The sequence below is a fragment of the Vreelandella sp. EE27 genome, from assembly GCF_968206495.1.
This window is the reverse complement of the sequence record NZ_OZ309109.1, coordinates 956,882-973,642: the sequence shown is the minus strand read 5'-3', so window position 1 is coordinate 973,642 and position 16,761 is coordinate 956,882. Positions and strand designations below refer to the sequence as shown.

General features: G+C 55.1%; 19 protein-coding genes and 1 riboswitch. Of the genes, 6 read left to right on the top strand and 13 right to left on the bottom strand.

The window, feature by feature from the left end; all coding sequences use genetic code 11:
- Window positions 1-51 precede the first annotated feature (51 nt).
- Complete coding sequence (phoA, locus tag ACWHVV_RS04625; RefSeq protein ID WP_447928307.1) at window positions 52-1,503, top strand: alkaline phosphatase; 1,452 nt, start codon at window positions 52-54, stop codon at window positions 1,501-1,503.
- Between the two features lie 49 nt (window positions 1,504-1,552).
- Here the strand turns inward: phoA and ACWHVV_RS04620 are convergent, their stop codons facing one another.
- On the bottom strand, window positions 1,553-2,590 hold the full coding sequence (locus tag ACWHVV_RS04620; protein WP_447928306.1) for an alpha/beta fold hydrolase: 1,038 nt from the start codon (window positions 2,588-2,590) through the stop codon (window positions 1,553-1,555).
- Window positions 2,591-2,779: 189 nt separating this feature from the next.
- Window positions 2,780-3,319 (bottom strand): GrpB family protein, encoded by a 540-nt coding sequence (locus ACWHVV_RS04615; RefSeq protein ID WP_447928305.1) that lies wholly within the window; start codon window positions 3,317-3,319, stop codon window positions 2,780-2,782.
- A 96-nt stretch (window positions 3,320-3,415) separates the two neighbouring features.
- Here ACWHVV_RS04615 and ACWHVV_RS04610 point away from each other — a divergent pair, with 96 nt between their 5' ends.
- Complete coding sequence (locus ACWHVV_RS04610; protein WP_447928304.1) at window positions 3,416-3,904, top strand: TspO/MBR family protein; 489 nt, start codon at window positions 3,416-3,418, stop codon at window positions 3,902-3,904.
- Window positions 3,905-4,177: 273 nt separating this feature from the next.
- On the opposite strand, the gene ACWHVV_RS04605 is transcribed toward ACWHVV_RS04610, so the two are convergent.
- Together ACWHVV_RS04605 and ACWHVV_RS04600 are read right to left on the bottom strand one after the other, a co-directional pair.
- Window positions 4,178-4,693, bottom strand: coding sequence for a GNAT family N-acetyltransferase (locus tag ACWHVV_RS04605; protein WP_447928303.1), 516 nt, complete (start codon window positions 4,691-4,693; stop codon window positions 4,178-4,180).
- 415 nt (window positions 4,694-5,108) lie between these two features.
- Complete coding sequence (locus tag ACWHVV_RS04600; RefSeq protein WP_447928302.1) at window positions 5,109-5,750, bottom strand: GNAT family N-acetyltransferase; 642 nt, start codon at window positions 5,748-5,750, stop codon at window positions 5,109-5,111.
- A gap of 138 nt (window positions 5,751-5,888) precedes the next feature.
- Between ACWHVV_RS04600 and ACWHVV_RS04595 the strand changes: the two genes are divergently transcribed.
- A complete protein-coding gene (locus ACWHVV_RS04595) occupies window positions 5,889-7,424 on the top strand; it encodes a Na+/H+ antiporter NhaC family protein (RefSeq protein WP_447928301.1) in 1,536 nt (511 codons plus the stop codon).
- A 97-nt stretch (window positions 7,425-7,521) separates the two neighbouring features.
- Here ACWHVV_RS04595 and ACWHVV_RS04590 read toward each other — a convergent pair whose 3' ends face one another.
- From ACWHVV_RS04590 to imm45, 7 genes are all read right to left on the bottom strand, one after another.
- A complete protein-coding gene (locus ACWHVV_RS04590; RefSeq protein WP_434050018.1) occupies window positions 7,522-7,785 on the bottom strand; it encodes a Txe/YoeB family addiction module toxin in 264 nt (87 codons plus the stop codon).
- The gene (locus ACWHVV_RS04585; RefSeq protein ID WP_447555587.1) at window positions 7,782-8,024 is read right to left on the bottom strand and encodes a type II toxin-antitoxin system Phd/YefM family antitoxin; all 243 of its coding nucleotides are present in this window, start codon (window positions 8,022-8,024) and stop codon (window positions 7,782-7,784) included. The genes ACWHVV_RS04590 and ACWHVV_RS04585 overlap by 4 nt, the downstream gene beginning before the upstream one ends.
- Before the next feature lie 142 nt (window positions 8,025-8,166).
- Complete coding sequence (locus tag ACWHVV_RS04580) at window positions 8,167-8,679, bottom strand: hypothetical protein (protein ID WP_447928300.1); 513 nt, start codon at window positions 8,677-8,679, stop codon at window positions 8,167-8,169.
- Between the two features lie 213 nt (window positions 8,680-8,892).
- Complete coding sequence (locus ACWHVV_RS04575; RefSeq protein WP_447928299.1) at window positions 8,893-10,464, bottom strand: transposase; 1,572 nt, start codon at window positions 10,462-10,464, stop codon at window positions 8,893-8,895.
- A 145-nt stretch (window positions 10,465-10,609) separates the two neighbouring features.
- Window positions 10,610-11,101: a DUF6985 domain-containing protein gene (locus tag ACWHVV_RS04570; protein ID WP_447928298.1), complete on the bottom strand. Its 492-nt coding sequence runs from the start codon at window positions 11,099-11,101 to the stop codon at window positions 10,610-10,612.
- Between the two features lie 122 nt (window positions 11,102-11,223).
- Complete coding sequence (locus ACWHVV_RS04565; RefSeq protein WP_447928297.1) at window positions 11,224-11,463, bottom strand: hypothetical protein; 240 nt, start codon at window positions 11,461-11,463, stop codon at window positions 11,224-11,226.
- Between the two features lie 161 nt (window positions 11,464-11,624).
- A complete protein-coding gene (gene imm45, locus ACWHVV_RS04560; RefSeq protein ID WP_447928296.1) occupies window positions 11,625-11,903 on the bottom strand; it encodes an Imm45 family immunity protein in 279 nt (92 codons plus the stop codon).
- 235 nt (window positions 11,904-12,138) lie between these two features.
- Between imm45 and ACWHVV_RS04555 the strand changes: the two genes are divergently transcribed.
- Window positions 12,139-12,288: a phage integrase N-terminal SAM-like domain-containing protein gene (locus ACWHVV_RS04555; protein WP_447928295.1), complete on the top strand. Its 150-nt coding sequence runs from the start codon at window positions 12,139-12,141 to the stop codon at window positions 12,286-12,288.
- A gap of 61 nt (window positions 12,289-12,349) precedes the next feature.
- Here ACWHVV_RS04555 and ACWHVV_RS04550 read toward each other — a convergent pair whose 3' ends face one another.
- Window positions 12,350-12,952 carry a class I SAM-dependent methyltransferase gene (locus tag ACWHVV_RS04550; protein WP_447928294.1) on the bottom strand — a complete coding sequence of 201 codons (603 nt, stop codon included), beginning with the start codon at window positions 12,950-12,952 and terminating at the stop codon, window positions 12,350-12,352.
- Between the two features lie 203 nt (window positions 12,953-13,155).
- Entirely contained in the window at window positions 13,156-13,614 is a 459-nt protein-coding gene (locus tag ACWHVV_RS04545; RefSeq protein WP_447928293.1) for a GNAT family N-acetyltransferase, read from the bottom strand.
- Between the two features lie 197 nt (window positions 13,615-13,811).
- Window positions 13,812-13,962, top strand: a riboswitch (TPP riboswitch).
- 78 nt (window positions 13,963-14,040) lie between these two features.
- Between ACWHVV_RS04545 and tenA the strand changes: the two genes are divergently transcribed.
- Window positions 14,041-14,709: a thiaminase II gene (gene tenA / locus ACWHVV_RS04540; protein ID WP_447928292.1), complete on the top strand. Its 669-nt coding sequence runs from the start codon at window positions 14,041-14,043 to the stop codon at window positions 14,707-14,709.
- 34 nt (window positions 14,710-14,743) lie between these two features.
- Window positions 14,744-16,624, top strand: a complete 1,881-nt coding sequence (gene thiC / locus ACWHVV_RS04535) for a phosphomethylpyrimidine synthase ThiC (RefSeq protein ID WP_447928291.1) — start codon at window positions 14,744-14,746, stop codon at window positions 16,622-16,624.
- The last annotated feature ends 137 nt before the right edge of the window (window positions 16,625-16,761 follow it).

Genomic DNA, 16,761 nt, shown 5'->3' with positions numbered 1-16,761 from the left:
ACTCTTATTGAACCTTATATCATAAAACCCTTACATATAGAGGCCCTTGCCATGTCCACGACTCCTTTACGCCTTGCTGTCGCCAGTGCCACGCTTCTCCTTTCCAACGCGGGTTTCGCCCAGGTTTCGGATTCACCAGCGGAGGCTTCCGCGCTGATGCAGCGTCAGGCGCAGGGTGAGCTGAACCAGCACGGCGGCGCTCGCCGCCTAAGCGGCGATATCACCGACGAGCTGCGCGACGCGATTGCTGGCGGTACGGCCAAGAATGTCATTCTGCTAATTGGCGACGGCATGGGCGATTCCGAAATCACCGTCGCGCGTAACTACGCGCTCGGCGCCGGCGGCTTTTTCGAGGGCATCGACGCCCTGCCCTTCACCGGCCAGTACACCCACTACGCGCTGGATAGAGACACCGGCAAGCCGGACTACGTAACCGACTCGGCGGCCTCCGGCAGCGCTTGGGCGACCGGCACCAAAACCTATAACGGCGCGATCAGTGTCGATATCGACGGCAACCCGCAGACCACGCTGCTGGAACTTGCCAAACGTGCGGGCAAGGCCACCGGCGATGTCTCGAGCGCCGAAATACAGGATGCCACGCCGGCGGTACTCTTCGCCCATGTGAGCGCGCGCAAATGCTATGGCCCGGTCCGCACCCTGGAAGAGTGCCCCGATAACGCCCTGGAAAATGGCGGCTCGGGGTCGATCACCGAGCAGCTACTCGACACCCGCCCGGACGTAACCCTGGGCGGCGGTGCGGAAACCTTCGACGAAGTGGCCGGCGCCGGCGAGTGGGAAGGACAAACCCTGCGCGAGCAGGCCCAGGCCCGCGGCTACCAAATGGTCAGTAACATGGAGGAGCTTTCCGCCGTCAGCGCCGCCAACCAGGATCAGCCGCTGCTGGGCCTGTTCGCCCCGGGCAATATGCCTGTGCGCTGGAATGGCCCCCAAGCGAGCTACCACGGCAACCTCGACAACCCGGCGGTGACCTGCGAGGTCAACCCGGAGCGTAACGACACGATCCCGACACTTGCGAACATGACCGCCACGGCCATTGATCTGCTCAAGGAGAACGACGAAGGCTTTTTCCTGCAGGTGGAAGGCGCGTCGATCGACAAAGAGGCGCATGCGGCCAACCCTTGCGGCCAGATCGGTGAAACCGTGGATCTCGACGAAGCCGTGCAACAAGCGCTGGCCTTTGCCCGCGAAGACGGCAACACCCTAGTCGTGGTCACTGCCGACCACGCCCACTCCAGCCAGATCGTCTACCCGGACGCCGAAGCCCCCGGCCTCACCCAAGCGATGATGACCGCAGATGACGCGGTAATGGCCGTCAGCTACGGCAACTCCGAACTCGACTCCCAGGGCCACACCGGCGCGCAGCTGCGTATTGCTGCCTTCGGCCCGCAAGCTGCCAACGTGACCGGACTAACGGATCAAACCGATCTGTTCTTCACGCTGCGTAATGCCATGGAGCTCGAGGCTGAAGACGCCAGCAACTAATACTCGCCCCATAAAAAAGGCACGGCCACAGGGCCGTGCCTTTTTTGTATTACTCGTTATTCAACCCTTCGAGCAACGCTTCATGAAAACGCTCGGGGGCCTGAATCTGTGGCGAGTGGCCAAGCTCGGGGAATTCGACCAGGGTTGCCTGCGGGATCACATCGCGCGCCTGCTCGCCCAGTACGTCGTAGTGGCCCAGTGTTTCCTGAACTTCTTCAGTAGCGCGGCCTTTTCCGATAGCGGTGTTGTCCTGCTCGCCGATCAGCAAAAGCGTGGGCACCTCGAGTTCGCCAAATTCGTGCACGACCGGCTGGGTGAAGACCATGTCCGAGGTCAGTGCCTGGTTCCAGGCGACCAATTCGCCGTCTTCGCCTTCGTACATGCCCGCCAGCATCTCGACCCAGCGGTCGTATTCCGGCTCCCAGGTATCCACGTAGTAGGTGCTTTGCTGATACTCACGAATACCCACCGCAGTGGTTTCGAGCTCGCTTTCATACCCGTCATCGATGCTTTGATACGGCACGCCGAGGGCTTTCCAGTCTTCCAGGCCAATCGGGTTGACCAGCACCAGCTGCTCGGTTTGATCCGGATACATCAGCGCAAAGCGCGTCGCCAGCATGCCGCCCATGGAGTGCCCCATGGCGGTGGCTTTTTCTACGCCCAGCTCTTCAAGCAGTGCATGGGTATTGGCCGCTAGCTGATGAAAGCTGAACTGGTAGTGTTCGGGCTTGGTCGATTTGCAAAAGCCGACCTGGTCCGGGGCGATGACCCGATACCCTTCGTCCACCAGCGCTTCGATGGTGGCCTCCCAAGTGCCCGCGCAGAAGTTCTTGCCGTGCATGAGTACCATGGTGCGACCGTTGGCGGTGCCCTCTTCAGGCTGAACATCGAGGTAGGCCATTTGCAACGCCTGGCCCTGGGATTCGAACTCGAACCGCTCGACCGGGTAGGCGTATTCGAAACCGGAGAGCTCGCCGTCGAATGTCGGTGCGTCCTCGGCGGCGGCGCTGCCTATCGTGGCGATGGCCAGCGCGGCGCCAATAGCGCTTGCCAATAATGTGCGAGTAAAAATAGGGCCTGGTGTCATGATGCTTTTCCTTTCGTCCATGGAATGAGCCACAGGGTGAGTATGGCAGTATTACGTATTAGACATCAGGGCACGTTGTTTCAAGTGTCGACGTTAACGATCCAATTCATGGTGAATGCCATCATCGACCGGCACATTCTCTAACTCGAATGGATTAACGCCCTCAAAGCACTTGCGTACCTTGAAGGACTACCAGGTACCGCTCAAAACGCGCCCAATAAAATTACTTTTCGCTGCCGTATAGGCTTCTCTATCCGCTCTGAATTCTTTCGACCACTTAAGCTTATCGTGAGCGTAGCGCGTCGCTAATTCACCATTGGCACGCAGTATGTCTCGAAACGCCAAACGCTGTTGCCAGAGGGTGCTTTCGAACACCACCAGGTGTAAGTGATGGGTCCGGCGCCCTTGCGCATACCGCATAAGCCAGCGACGGTCAGACAAGGACGCGTTGTACGCCATCGAAGTTGCGTACCCTGCATGGCATAGCGGCTCCATCAGAATATCCGCGCAGACCATCGAATCGACGCCCGCCAGAATATCGATAACCGGCTTGGCCGAAAGACCGGGCACCGCAGTACTGCCAATGTGCTCGATCGCCAGAAAATCATCAGGGAACACGCGAAAGAGGCGGCTTCGCTCTTCTTCGAACATCGAAGGCCAGCTCGCTTTATAGGCGCAGAGCGTAATGGGCTCGTGAATCGCGCGGCTCAGTGATTCTGCGTCGTCCAAACGGGTACCTCCTGACGCGGCATCGACAGCGATGGCCGAACCTTTCACTCTACATTACCATTGAGGCAATTTTCGCGACACTTGGCAGGAGCTTACATGCGCGCACTTTCCCGCAGCCAACAGATCAAGGGCTTCATCGGCTGGCTGCTATTGGCGTACCTCGCCGCCGGCATCGCCGCTGCGGCTTCTATCAATGCGGCCGACTTTTACGAGTCGCTCCAACAACCCGCCTGGGCGCCGCCGGCCTGGCTATTCGGGCCGATGTGGACGACGCTTTACGGCCTGATGGGCATCGCCGCGTGGCTTGCCTGGCGCGAACCCCGCCACCGTCCGGCCCTAACGATGTTCCTGGTACAACTGGCGCTCAACGCCCTTTGGACCTGGCTCTACTTCGTGTGGCAGTTGGGCATGGTCGCGTTTATTGGCGTCGTGGCGCTGTGGTTACTGATTTTGATCACGCTGGTGATGTTCTGGCGCCTTCAGCCACTGGCCGGGGTGTTGCTGGTGCCTTATCTGGCTTGGGTGGGGCTCGCCTGCGCCTTGACCTGGAGTACCTGGCAGTTGAATCCGCAGATTTTGGGATAATCGTCGGCGGGGCCTGGGCCGCTCACTTCAGCGGTAGTGATTCTTTAATGCGGCGGTGTTTTGATGCGTCAATGCATTCTCGTATGCGTTATTCGCCTGTATAACGCCGTTCAGCATGCGGGTCACGTATTTCGTAGCCCAGGCTCTACCTTCTCTACTGCGTTCCAACAATATCGCCACTTGGTAAACCATCGTTATGGCTCATCGCCTGCAAACTCCGGTACAATAGTGGGTATTTTTAAACGAATACAAAATTAAAAACGATATTCCTTTTCATTCATTTTCCCAACGATACTCTCGCGCATCCTCCTGTTTGCCATTGAGAACAGTATAATTATCGAGATATAAAACAGGACGAAATGAATTATTTTCGAGCGCTTTCGCCGAACCTGGGTTGACCATTAAAACGATTGCTTTTAATGACGTTATAGCTTTATTCGAGGACACGTACTGCTCCATTATTTTGATAGCCTGGGTCGCCACAACCCGACGAGTAAACGCTTTTCCTACCCTATACCCAATAAACCCTGTTTCGGGTTCATCATCATCAATACGCAGATTCACGCGGCCACATATTCGACCGTCGGGTGTTTTGAGCAACATGGGAACCATGGTGTCACTTTGATACTTGATCAAAAACTCTTTTATTTGAGACTGCACCCCCGATAATGAATAGAACTCGTTTTCTCGGGGTGCGATGAACTGCTCAAACCACGCTCTATTCTCCAGCTCGAATTCCAGCAACTCACGGGCGTCCGATAGCTTGAGTATTTCTGCCTGTACTTCCACACTCCCTCCAAAACCATACTACACAAGCGCATTTCTATACTGAGCGACGCATAACGAAAGCCAGGGTGATGATTATGGACACACCCCCTAATGAACGTACAAGCTTTACCATCGAGGTTATAAAGCCACCTAAAATAAACCTACCCCAGGAATTCATCAGCGCGCAAAGAAAACATTGGCAGCCTATTCTGTGCTCGCGTGCCGGGTGATTTTTATTTCAAGTAATGCCGAGAATCTCGTGTTTCAGGCGCAACGCTACTAAAGAGTGCTTGGACCGGCGGTGGCTTGCCTGAATTCCTCGGCGGACGCTTCAATAGCCTGGGGCAAGCCATGAAGAGATGCAGGGAGCGTGGCGCGGCACCTCATCGAGCTTGTCGTTGAAGCCGACAGCCGCCGTTGGGTGCACACGTTAGCTTTATTGTCTCTGCCCAATCATGAATCGGTAACGGTAAACATCCCTGTATTCCCCAGCCAACTGCGGCGCCTTATAAACGTTCTCGGCGCTTTCAGTAAACACGAACCCGGCGTTGACCAAAGCGCGTTGTGCGGCAGCATTTTCCACGTCCGTAAAAGAAGTAATGCTTTTTGCCTGCCCGGTCATGAGAAAGTAGCGAGCGGCGAGTGACAGCGTCTCTGTTGCATATCCCTTGCCTCTGAACGGGGTGCCGATACCGAAGTGAAGCTCCATACTCTCACCACGCTGTATGGCCGTTAACAACCCTATCGGCTTTTCTTCTTCGACCGCTTTGATCACCCAAATACATTTACCTGTCAACGTCAGGCTCTGCGGGGTTGAAAGCCGCTGCAGCATTTGTTCGGTTTGCTCGAGACTAGCATGGGGGAGCCTCGCAAGATATTTTGCTGATCCGAGATCACCCGTATAGCTTGCGAAAATCGAAGCGATATCTTCGGGGCCAAAGTGTCGCAATACCAGCTTTTCTGAAGCAGTTATTTTCCTCATGATCGGCCCAAGTTGCACCATTTTTCCGTCATGCTTATTTCTATTAAGTATGTTAACACTGGAGGCAAAACCGGTGCGAAGCAAAGCTTCTGGCATACCGACCAAACTGCACTCGACACTCAACCAATAAATAGCGATCGAGATTCCCGCTTTTGTGCGGCCACCTTCAGCTTTGCAAACATCATGCTTTGCGTGCTAACAATAAAAAGAAGTACAACGACAGGACGCTATCGCATGGACGCCCTCATTTCGCTACTCCCGCCCATCGCCGCCGTGGCCTTGGCACTCGCCACCCGCAGGGTCAACGTTTCGCTGTTCGTCAGTATCTGGCTGGGCGGCTGGCTGGTGGCGGGCAACCCTATCGCCGCCGTGGGCCAGACCTTCGACTGGTTCGCCGCGGTGATGACCGACGAATGGAACGCCCGCTTTTTGGTGCTGGTCGCCCTGCTGGGTGCCGGTGCTGCTTTCATGCACCGCACCGGCGGCTCCCAGGCGCTGGCTCGGGCGCTGGCCAAGCGCATTCACTCCGGCCGCGCCTCCCTGCTGCTGACCTGGGCGCTGGGCGTGGTGATCTTTTTCAATGATTACGTGAACTCGGTGATCGTGGGTAACGCCACCCGGGATCTGACCGCGCGCCAGCGCCAGTCCCGCGAGAAGCTCGCCTGGGTGATGGACGCGACCTCTGCGCCCATGGCGACCCTGGGCCCGGTGTCGGACTGGATCGGCTACCAGGTCTCGCTGATTGCCGGCGCCTTGGTGGGGCTAAGCTTCGCTTCGGCGGAGCCCTACCGCCTCTTTCTGCTGTCGATTCCCTGGAATTTCTACGCCCTGCTCTGCCTGGCCTCCGTGCCGATGATTCTGCTGGCCGGGGATTTCGGCCCCATGGCGAAAGCCCAGCGCCGCGCCGAGGAGACCGGTGAGCTGGTCGCCCCCGGCGATACGCCGCTTTCCAACGTGGATGCGGACCTGGGCGAGGTGCCCGAAGGCCGCGGGCGACTCTGGCACTTTCTGCTGCCGCTGGTGGTGCTGATTAGCGTGGCTTGCTGGGGGCTCTGGTACACCGGCGGCGGCGCCGAAGGGGCGACGATCATGGACGCGCTGGAGGAGACCGACGTGAGCGTGGCGCTCTCCTGGGCGGCGTTCGCCATGGTGGGCACCGGCATGGTCATGGCGCTTCTTCAGCGCCAGACGTTGAAAGATTGCGAAGAGACGCTGCTGGCCGGGTTTCGTACCATGCTGCCGGCGCTGGTGATCATGGTACTGGCCTGGAGCATCGGCACCGTGACGGGTGCGCTGGGTACCGGCGAGCACGTTATTAATGCCACTCGCGACTGGCTTTCCCCCGCGCTGCTGCCGCTATTGATTTTCTTGATCGCCATGGTGATCTCGTTCGCGACCGGTAGCTCCTGGGGCGCCATGGCGATTCTCACGCCGATTGCCGTGCCCCTGGCATTCGAGCTTTCCGGCGGCGATATGGCGCTGGTCAGCATGGCTATCGGCGCAATCTTCTCTGGATCGATCTTCGGCGACCACTGCTCGCCTATCTCCGACACCACAGTGATGGCCTCGATTTTTGCCGGCTCTGATCATATCGCCCACGTGCGCACGCAAATTCCCTACGCGCTGGTGCCTGCCAGTATTAGCGGGCTGCTTTATGTGGCCTCGATGGTAGTGGAGTCAGTATGGGTATTACTGGTCGTGGGGCTGGTGGTGCAATTTGCCGTTCTAATGGCGTTGGGGCGGTTGGGGCAGCGCCAGCACGAAGGGTAAACCCTACTCCAGGCGTTTGTTAATCAAGCGCCTGGAGCAGGATATAATCTGTAAAAGCCGCGAAGCGTTGGAGAAAATATTCGGCAACATCAGCTGATTATTCATAGTGACTCCAAAGCCTGAGCACTTTTACCACTCGCTCGTCCTCGAGAACCTGGTAGACCAAACGATGCTGAATGTTGATGCGGCGTGAATATGCCCCAGCAAGATCACCAATGAGTTTCTCGAATGGGGGCGGTTTGCGGTAGGGATCTTCCGCTATCAATGCTAGAAGTTCCTGGGCTTTAGGCTTGAGGCCGCTAGAAGCCAGCTTTTTGGCATCCTTCTGCGCCTGCTTGGTGTAAACCAACCTCCATGTCACCAGTTCAGTTCCTCATCGCATTCATCCACCGGAGTGTCCATCCCCTCACGAATCGACTCCCGCATACCCGGCACGGAGAGCAGGTACAGTGTTTCCTGAATGGCCGACCAATCCTCTTCCGATACCAGCACGGCATTGTTTCGCTTACCCGTAATCGCGATGGGCTGGTGGGACTCGGCGGTCTCGTCGATCAACCGATAGAGATTACTGCGCGCCTCAGTGGCGGTAATGGCGGTCATGACGCACCTCTTATATGTTACCTCTTGGAAAGTGTACGCTTTAAAGTACGTACGTCAAGACGAACGCTCCGTATAACGCCCGGCTCACGCGCCGGTTTGGAGCCGCGAAGCGGCGGAAAAACGGTCGCTGTGCAGTCGATTGTTAGGAACAGAATGCGTCCAGAAGTAAGCCTATTCCGAGAGTTGACAAAGTCACGAAAAACGTCAGGTAGCCAGAAGCAAGGATCCTCCCTAGATGTCGATGCATATCCCGCGCTGGCTCAAGAACCTCGAAGACCAATTCGGTAAATGGCTTGATAGTGGGCTCCTCGCCGACAAAACAAGCATCAAAAACTTCCTTCAATTTATGCCGCTTCTCAAACGCTGACACTTTCAAAGCCCTAAGCTCAGCAAGATACCAGAGGGATAAGCACCCAAGGAACGCTGGAATTATCAGGAGAACGAGAAACAACATAAATTGGCCAGGAATCACATTACCCGGATAGAACAGCTTCATAATTGAAGCAACAGCAACAATGAATGTTGATGATAGTGTTATGAGTAACTTAGCCAGGTCTTCTCTCTTGTCCCACGACTTTTCATAGATGGCTTCAAAAGCAGATACGTTACTTTGCAAGTTATCTTGAACTACGCTTTCCGCCTTTTCGTCACTCATGCATTCTCCCAATACTCTAGTGTTCTTAACGAGGCTGTAGAAAAACCCGATTTTGAGCCGTCTCTACCGCCTTTTATCCTTATTCATTTACCCAGCCGGGTATATGGCTGAGTAATCTTAATATCGGCATTTAACCACTTGAGCGGCCAGCTAAAGCTTGCTGAAGACGGCCTTTTGCTCTTAAACGCAACTTATACTGCTCATAGCCCTTCATTACGCAATCAAGTGGCCATAATTCGCTAACTTCTCAATATTGTGCACCAGGCAGTAGAGCTGCCACTGGCCTTGCACCTTTTTCTTACCTCGAAGGCTGAAGCGGTTCAGTCTTTTCGTTGTGCCAATATTGCCGAACACCGGCTCTACAACTGACATGCGATGGCTGTAAATCTCTTTGCCCTTCGGGCTATCAACTCGGTGCTTCATCCAGTCAGTGTAATTGGGTAAGCGGTTGTTCTCTACAATAAAAGACACTTGTCGCCCTGCGCCGTTGCGATGGTCGGCAGAGCTCGGGTTCTGCATGCATCGGACTTTCCTGGGGCAGTGCCGACATTGCAACAAACGCCCTTCAAAGTGTACCCGGATCTTGCCAGTGTCCGTTTCTCGTTGCCCGCGATAGGACAGCTTTGCGCCGGTTGGGCAGAAACACGTTAGCGCTACTGGATCAAACTGAAACGCGCTGGCGGGCGTCGTCTCTCGCCAGCCTTGGTCCGGCAGGTTCTGGTGGCGCTTGCCGTATTTGTCTTTCTGGTCGGCGAACTTCGGGCCTCGGCTGCGGAACTGGTTATCGGGGATGTAGCCGTTGATCTGCTGTTCGTGCAGATACTTCATATTGGCTTCGTTGGCAAAGCCTGTATCCGCGGTAACGACGGTGCCTTTCTGGTAGATGTTGTCCGCAATCCCGAGCTTCTTAAAACGGGCTGCGACCGTTTCCAGTACGGGCTGCAAGGTGTGATGTTCCTGGCCTTCGTCAAAGGCCTGAGCGTCAATGACGATCTGGTGCTTTTTATCCACCGTGGCGTCGCCGTTATAGCCCTGAATCGTGCCCGTGCTGGTGGTCATTTTGGCACTTTCGTTATCGGTCAGATTGCTCTTCACTTCCTTGATTCGCTTCCCCCGGCCCATCCTTGGGCTGCTCGTCTTTAGGAAACGATCCACTTTGTTCATGGCGGCATCTAGCGAGAGAATCGTCCTGGCCCGTCGGATATCCCGGTCCAGATCGGCTTCCGTCTCGGCCTCATCGCGCGCGTAGTGCTCCAGTAGGTGATGTCGAATCAGGCCTCTCAGTTTCTCACGCTTCTCGCCCAATTCTTTAAACGTGCCCGACCACTCCTTAGAGGCATAGAAGGACATCTTGCAGCCGTCAATGGCAAAGAGTTCGTTACCCAACAAGCCTTGTTCGTGGCACACCAGCAGCACTTGTTCGAACAGCGCTTCAATCTCATCAGCATGGCGGCTGACGAAGCTGGCCAATGTGGTGAAGTGGGGAACGGTATCGCAGGAAAGGGCTTTGAAAATGATGTTGGTCTCGCAGCACCATTGCATTTCACGACTGGAGGTGATGCCTTTTGAGTAAGCAAACAGGATAATCTTGAGCAGGATAGCCGGATCATAGGCCAGCCGACCGGTCGCATCGTTGCGGTACCTGGGATGGAAAACGGATAGGTCGAGCTTGTGCTCGATCAGGTAGTGCACGGCGTGTTCAAAAGTACCTGGCTGGAGCTGATCCTGGTAGTTGATCACCACCATGGCGTTCTGATCGTAGTTATAAGCCTTGAAGCGCGGCATGCTGACCACTCCTCGTCTGTTTCCTCGATCCTACCAAAACCTGGCCATCAGCGGGGTTTTTCTACAGCCTCAACGCCCGCAGCACGGGCAAAGTTGGAGCGCAGCGGAAGCTTTGTCCCTGTGCCTGCGATTGTTAGCTGCTGGTTCACTCGAACTGAAAATGAATAGCGTTTTCTCCCGCTTCGTATAGTTGCCATCTCTCAAACTTGATCCCGACACCATGTTCGACCTCCCACTTTGCCCAAAAGCCCATACCGAAGGTACCGATTTCCCTCCAAGAGGGGATAAATAGGCTCTGATACAGTAGCAAAGGAGCCAAGCCTTCGACTGATCGGACGAGCGGGACATTTTCGTCAGGGTCTTCACCCCACTCTTGAAATGCTTTTCGATAGGAATCTGCGCCCGCTTGGTAGTCGGTAAAGATACGCTCAAGAGTTTGCTGATGAACCGCATCGAGCCGTTCAAGATAGCCTCGCAACGTATCCAGCTGACTCTCCGTAACCATTCGCTCTTGGCCAACAAAGCAGATCTCAATTGGCTCTTTCTGTCGCAAGAAGGGCACTTTCAACTCGCCAACAAGGAGGTCATCTTCTTTTAGAAGACCATTAAGCCACTGATCAAGTTTTCCAAGTTGCACAGTTGATCCTCGTTCAGCTAATGCTTTGCTAAGCGGCAATAAAATAGCTGACCAAAATTAGCGAGGTACGAGCAAAAGCCAGCTGTTTTTTGTCCTTTTAAGCAACTCTTTATAACTTCACTTTACCGAAGTTTGTTTTTTATTGCTTGTAGCTCAGCGATATAAACCTCTAGCTGCTCCTTTGATAAAGCTATAGGGTAGCCTGCACCCGAAGATCTTAAAATATCATGATGGTCGACCATAAATAGTCCTTCACTTTGAATATACTCACGATATTGATCTATAGAAAGGCTTTCCATAGTTTGGATATCAATAGCTTCCACATCCTGATTTACCGTAAATTTATCAATCATTGCTTCCATACTCCTTGAACTTATAACTTCCAAATAAAGGGCAAAAATACTGTGCTAATATTTTAGCAGTACAGTATTTTTGTCCCAGTGTGCGCCCCTAGCGCACACATTCTAATTTGCTTGTTAACTACTCGGTATTGAGTGGTAGTTTTCGATAAACTGAACTTCATTCATATTGCACTCAGCATAAATCCACTTTTCCAGTTCGTTTGTACCCAATAAACAGACAATCCTCCCGTCTCATGCCCAGACTCCTTGGGAAAAACTAGCTCGGTTTGCCCAGCATGATAGCCTGTGGAACAGATCAGTTTGAATCTGATTGGTGCATCCAAATCCTCAATCACCATGAACTCAACGCTATCTTCAAAAGGGTATTTTGCAGGAAATTTGAAGACTGTTCCTCTTCCAAATCTTTGCTCGGTACAATCTGATAAAGGACTCCAGTTCATCTATTCCCTCTGTAGGTAGTTAACAGTAATTATATAGCCGGCTACATAAACTCAATAAACGTGCCGGCGCGTTCATTGGGGTTATCTAGCCGCTCTGATCCAACCTACCTTATTGATTCTATTGCTAGCAAAGAAAATTTTGGCTGCCTATCCAAAATTTGCGTGCTGCCATGATTTGCCATTCTCAACAACACTGTATATAAATACATATAAAATTAAACTAAAAAGATACCCCATGAAACTAATGGATAGAGTCCGGGCTACCTTGCGGGTGAAGCGCTATAGCCTTCGCACTGAAAAAACGTATTGCTACTGGATTCGCTTCTTCATTCGTTTTCATGGAACGGGTCTCCCTGCCTCGAGGACAAGCGCTGAAGCGAGGTAATGCTTGAAGTATCAAGCGCTCATGGCACTTGCCAGTCGCTACGTTCAACAAGGCGATTCAATCAAACCATTGGCTTGCACAAAATCAGATCAAACCGGTGCCATTGATGCGTTACCAGTCCGCCCTCACCTTCACATTCACGAAAAAGCTCAACCTCCAAACCGTTGCAAAGGGCTTCTACTTCTGGCTTCGAATGAAAGCTCATTTCTGAATAGCTGGCCCAATCATGCCTGTCACCGAAGAGATGCCCGACAAACAAGCCGCCCGGCTCTAATGCTGAAAAGATCACGCCCCACAATGTAGAAAAGTACGTTGGCTCGCAGAACGGCAAGCTTAGTCCGGCATGGATCAGTGCTGACGATGGCAGGCCTTTCAATTCCTCGAAACGCGAAGCCACAACTTCCAGATCAATACCGGGTAATTCAGCTTTCAGTGCTTCGATTCGCGCAATGGCGTTGGGCTCCTTGTCGATCGCCAACACCTTCCAACTCGCCTTAAGAAGTAGCGCGGTTTCAATGCCGCCTCCGCAGCCTAAATCGATAGCATGATCGTTGCCTTTGGGTAAACATTCATTACCCAAGCCGCGCCTTAACAGCGGTGACGCGGCTCGCGTTTGATTGGCGCGGTAGAAGGTTTCCCAGCCTGTTTTGTTATCGTAGTCCAATATCGATGCTTCCAGATCGCAACATGCTGTGATGATGAGTGTTGATACCCCCATCGATTAAATTAACCCGTAGCACCGTTGACTACCCTCTTGGGCCTTCCTCCACCGCCCTAAACTACTTGTCGAGGTGTCGAGGATATCCGCCAGAGATGACGCAGAGCATGTCTTTTAGGATACCAAGCGTTATTCCCGTTGAACCTGATTCAGGCGATATATTTGGTCATAAATACACTGTTCGGATCGTCTACGTAATCTTCGAAAGGTGGGCATGGCGTGAAGTCAAACGAGGCGTATAGCTTCCTCGCTGGCTCAAAATAATCCATCGAACCGGTTTCCAGGCTCAGCCGAACGTACCCGTTCTTTTTGGCTTCATCGACAATGTGCGAAAGCAACCGGGACGCAACGCCTTGGCCCAGGTAGCGTTGGGCCGTCCGCATGGATTTAATCTCTCCATGCTCTTGAGAAAGGCGTTTTAGTGCGCCGATACCTGCAAGTTGCGAGCCGTCCCATATCGTCCAGAATGTAATGTTGGGGCTTCGCAACCCATCAAGATCGAGTGCATGGCGGCTCTCGGGGGGCGCCGTCGGTGCCATTGAGGCAAGGTGTTCGCTTATCAAGCTGATCACTTCCGGGCTCTTTAAATCATCAATGCGTATATCCAAAGCGATTCCTTGGCTTAATGGGTGCTTAAAATTGTTTATACGGCCGTCTTTTCAATTTCGATGAACAGCTTGGCAGGTTCACTAAAGTTGATGCCGCTACTCAAGTAAATTTACCCCAGTGATTCTCGATGGGGCAAAGAAATTCGACCATAGCCTCACTTGCATCTCCCCCCGCCCAGCCCTAGACTCGCCAAGACAACTGCTTGACGGGGTGCCGGTGATATCCGGCTGAGATGGCGCAGGGCGAGCTTAAAGCTTCCAAGCGCTGGTCCCGCTGAACCTGATCCGGCTAATGCGCTTTCTTGGAAAAGCGCGGGTACCGGCGTAGGGATCAAGCGATGGCGCCGGTGCAATTTCTCTCTCCCCTTCCCCGCCATTTCCTCGATCTTCTCGCCTGCCCTTCGGATCTCTACCCCCGGAGGAAACATGGGCTACTGCTTTAACGATCTCACCACCGCCTGCCAAAACGACTGGCGCGCTTACATCGAGCACGACTTCGTGCGCCAATTGGGCAACGCCAAGCTCCCTGAAGCATCCTTTCGCCACTACCTGAAGCAGGATTACCTGTTTTTGATCCACTTCGCCCGCGCCTACGCGCTGGCCGCCTACAAGAGCCCCACGCTTGCCGACCTGCGTCAGGCCCATGAGGGCATGAAGGCTATCGTCGATGTAGAGCTCGACCTGCATATCGGCTTTTGCCGTGAGTGGGATATTTCCGAGGCCGACTTGGCCGAGCTACCCGAAGCCCGCGCAACCATGGCCTACACCCGCTACGTGCTGGATACCGGCAGCCGCGGCGATCTTTTGGATCTGCACGTGGCCCTCGCGCCGTGCCTGGTCGGTTACGGCGAGATCGCCAACTGGCTGAACGCCCAGGGCACTACGGTGCGCGGTGGCGATAACGCGTATGACGCCTGGATCGCCATGTACGAAGGCGAGGAGTTTCAAACCGCGATGCACGCGGAGCTTGAATGGCTGAACGCCCGATTGGCCGAGGTCACGCCCGCGCGCTTTGAAGAACTGTCTAAAATCTTCCGCGATGCCACGCGCCTGGAGATCGACTTTTGGCAGATGGGGCTGGACCTGACCGACTAACCGCCACTACAACCACAAAAAAGAGACCACGACCATGAGCCGCACCCAACACTTCCTGGCCGAAACCGCCCAAGTCGATGCCGCCGCCATCGCGCCGCTGCCCGCCTCCACCAAGCGCTATATAGAAGGCTCGCGGCCGGACATTCGCGTGCCGTTTCGCGAAATTACCCTGTCGCCGACTACCACCAGCGGGGTAGATGAGCAAAACCCGCCACTGCTGGTCTACGACACCTCCGGCCCTTACACCGACCCCGAAGCCCAAATCGATTTACGCCAAGGCCTGCCAGAATTGCGCCGGGCGTGGATCGAGGAGCGCGACGACACCGAGTTTCTGGAAGGATTGACCTCGGAGTACGGCAACCGCCGCGCCAACGACCCCACCCTTGCCCAGCTTCGGTTTGATTTAAAGCGCACGCCGCGCCGGGCGAAAGCCGGCAAAAACGTGACCCAACTGCACTACGCCCGCCTTGGCATCGTCACCCCGGAGATGGAGTTTATCGCCATCCGCGAAAACCAGCGCCGCCAAGCGTTGGGCGATGCCGAGGTCGAGCGTATTTTAGGCCACCAGCACCGTGGCCAAAACTTCGGCGCCAGCATCCCCGAGGAGGTCACCCCGGAATTCGTGCGTTCTGAGGTGGCCCGCGGCCGGGCGATCATTCCCAACAACATCAACCACCCGGAAAGCGAGCCGATGATCATCGGGCGCAACTTCCTGGTGAAGATCAACGGCAACCTGGGCAACTCGGCGGTGACCTCGTCCATCGAGGAGGAAGTCGACAAGATGACCTGGGGCATCCGCTGGGGCGCGGATACCATCATGGATCTCTCCACCGGGCAGAACATTCACGAGACCCGCGAGTGGATACTGCGCAACTCGCCGGTGCCCATCGGCACGGTGCCGATCTACCAGGCGCTGGAAAAGGTGAACGGCGTAGCGGAGAACCTCACCTGGGAGGTGTTTCGCGACACGCTGATTGAGCAGGCGGAACAGGGCGTGGACTACTTCACCATTCACGCAGGCGTATTACTGCGCTACGTGCCGCTGACCGCCAACCGCGTCACCGGGATCGTCTCCCGGGGCGGCTCCATCATGGCGAAGTGGTGTTTGTATCACCATCAGGAGAGCTTCCTGTATACCCACTTCGAGGAGATCTGCGAGATCTGCAAGCAGTACGACGTGGCGTTCTCTCTCGGCGACGGCCTGCGCCCGGGCTCGATTGCCGATGCCAACGACGACGCCCAAATGGCGGAGCTGAAAACCCTGGGCGAGCTGACCCACATTGCCTGGCAGCACGACGTGCAGGTGATGATCGAGGGCCCCGGCCACGTGCCCATGCACCTGGTGAAGGAGAACATGGACAAGCAACTCGAGTACTGCGACGAGGCGCCCTTTTATACCCTGGGCCCGTTGGTGACGGATATCGCGCCAGGGTACGACCACATTACCTCCGGCATCGGCGCTGCCATGATCGGCTGGTTCGGCTGCGCGATGCTCTGCTACGTGACGCCCAAGGAGCACCTGGGGCTGCCCAACAAGGAGGATGTCAAAACCGGCATCATCACCTACAAGATTGCCGCCCACGCAGCGGACCTGGCCAAGGGCCACCCGGCCTCCCAACGTCGCGACAACGCGCTCTCCAAAGCGCGCTTCGAGTTCCGCTGGGAAGACCAGTTCAACCTGGGGCTGGACCCGGATACCGCGCGCAGCTATCACGACGAAACCCTGCCCAAGGACTCCGCCAAGGTGGCGCATTTTTGCTCCATGTGCGGGCCGAAGTTCTGCTCGATGAAAATAAGCCAGGAAGTGCGCGATACCTACCGCGACACCGCCTCGGGAAGTGACGCGGCGCGGGGCATGCAGGAACAGGCGGATAAATTCCGCGAGGAAGGCGGCGAGCTTTACCAGAAGGTGTAACGCGCCAATACGTTGTCGCTTCGCTGCCATGGCCTCGATGGCCCGCGCTTGATATGAGCGGGCCATCGAGGCCGTTTTTTCGAAGGTGCGCGATGTCGATCGAAAAAACCCGATTCAGCGTCAGGGGACAATAGAGT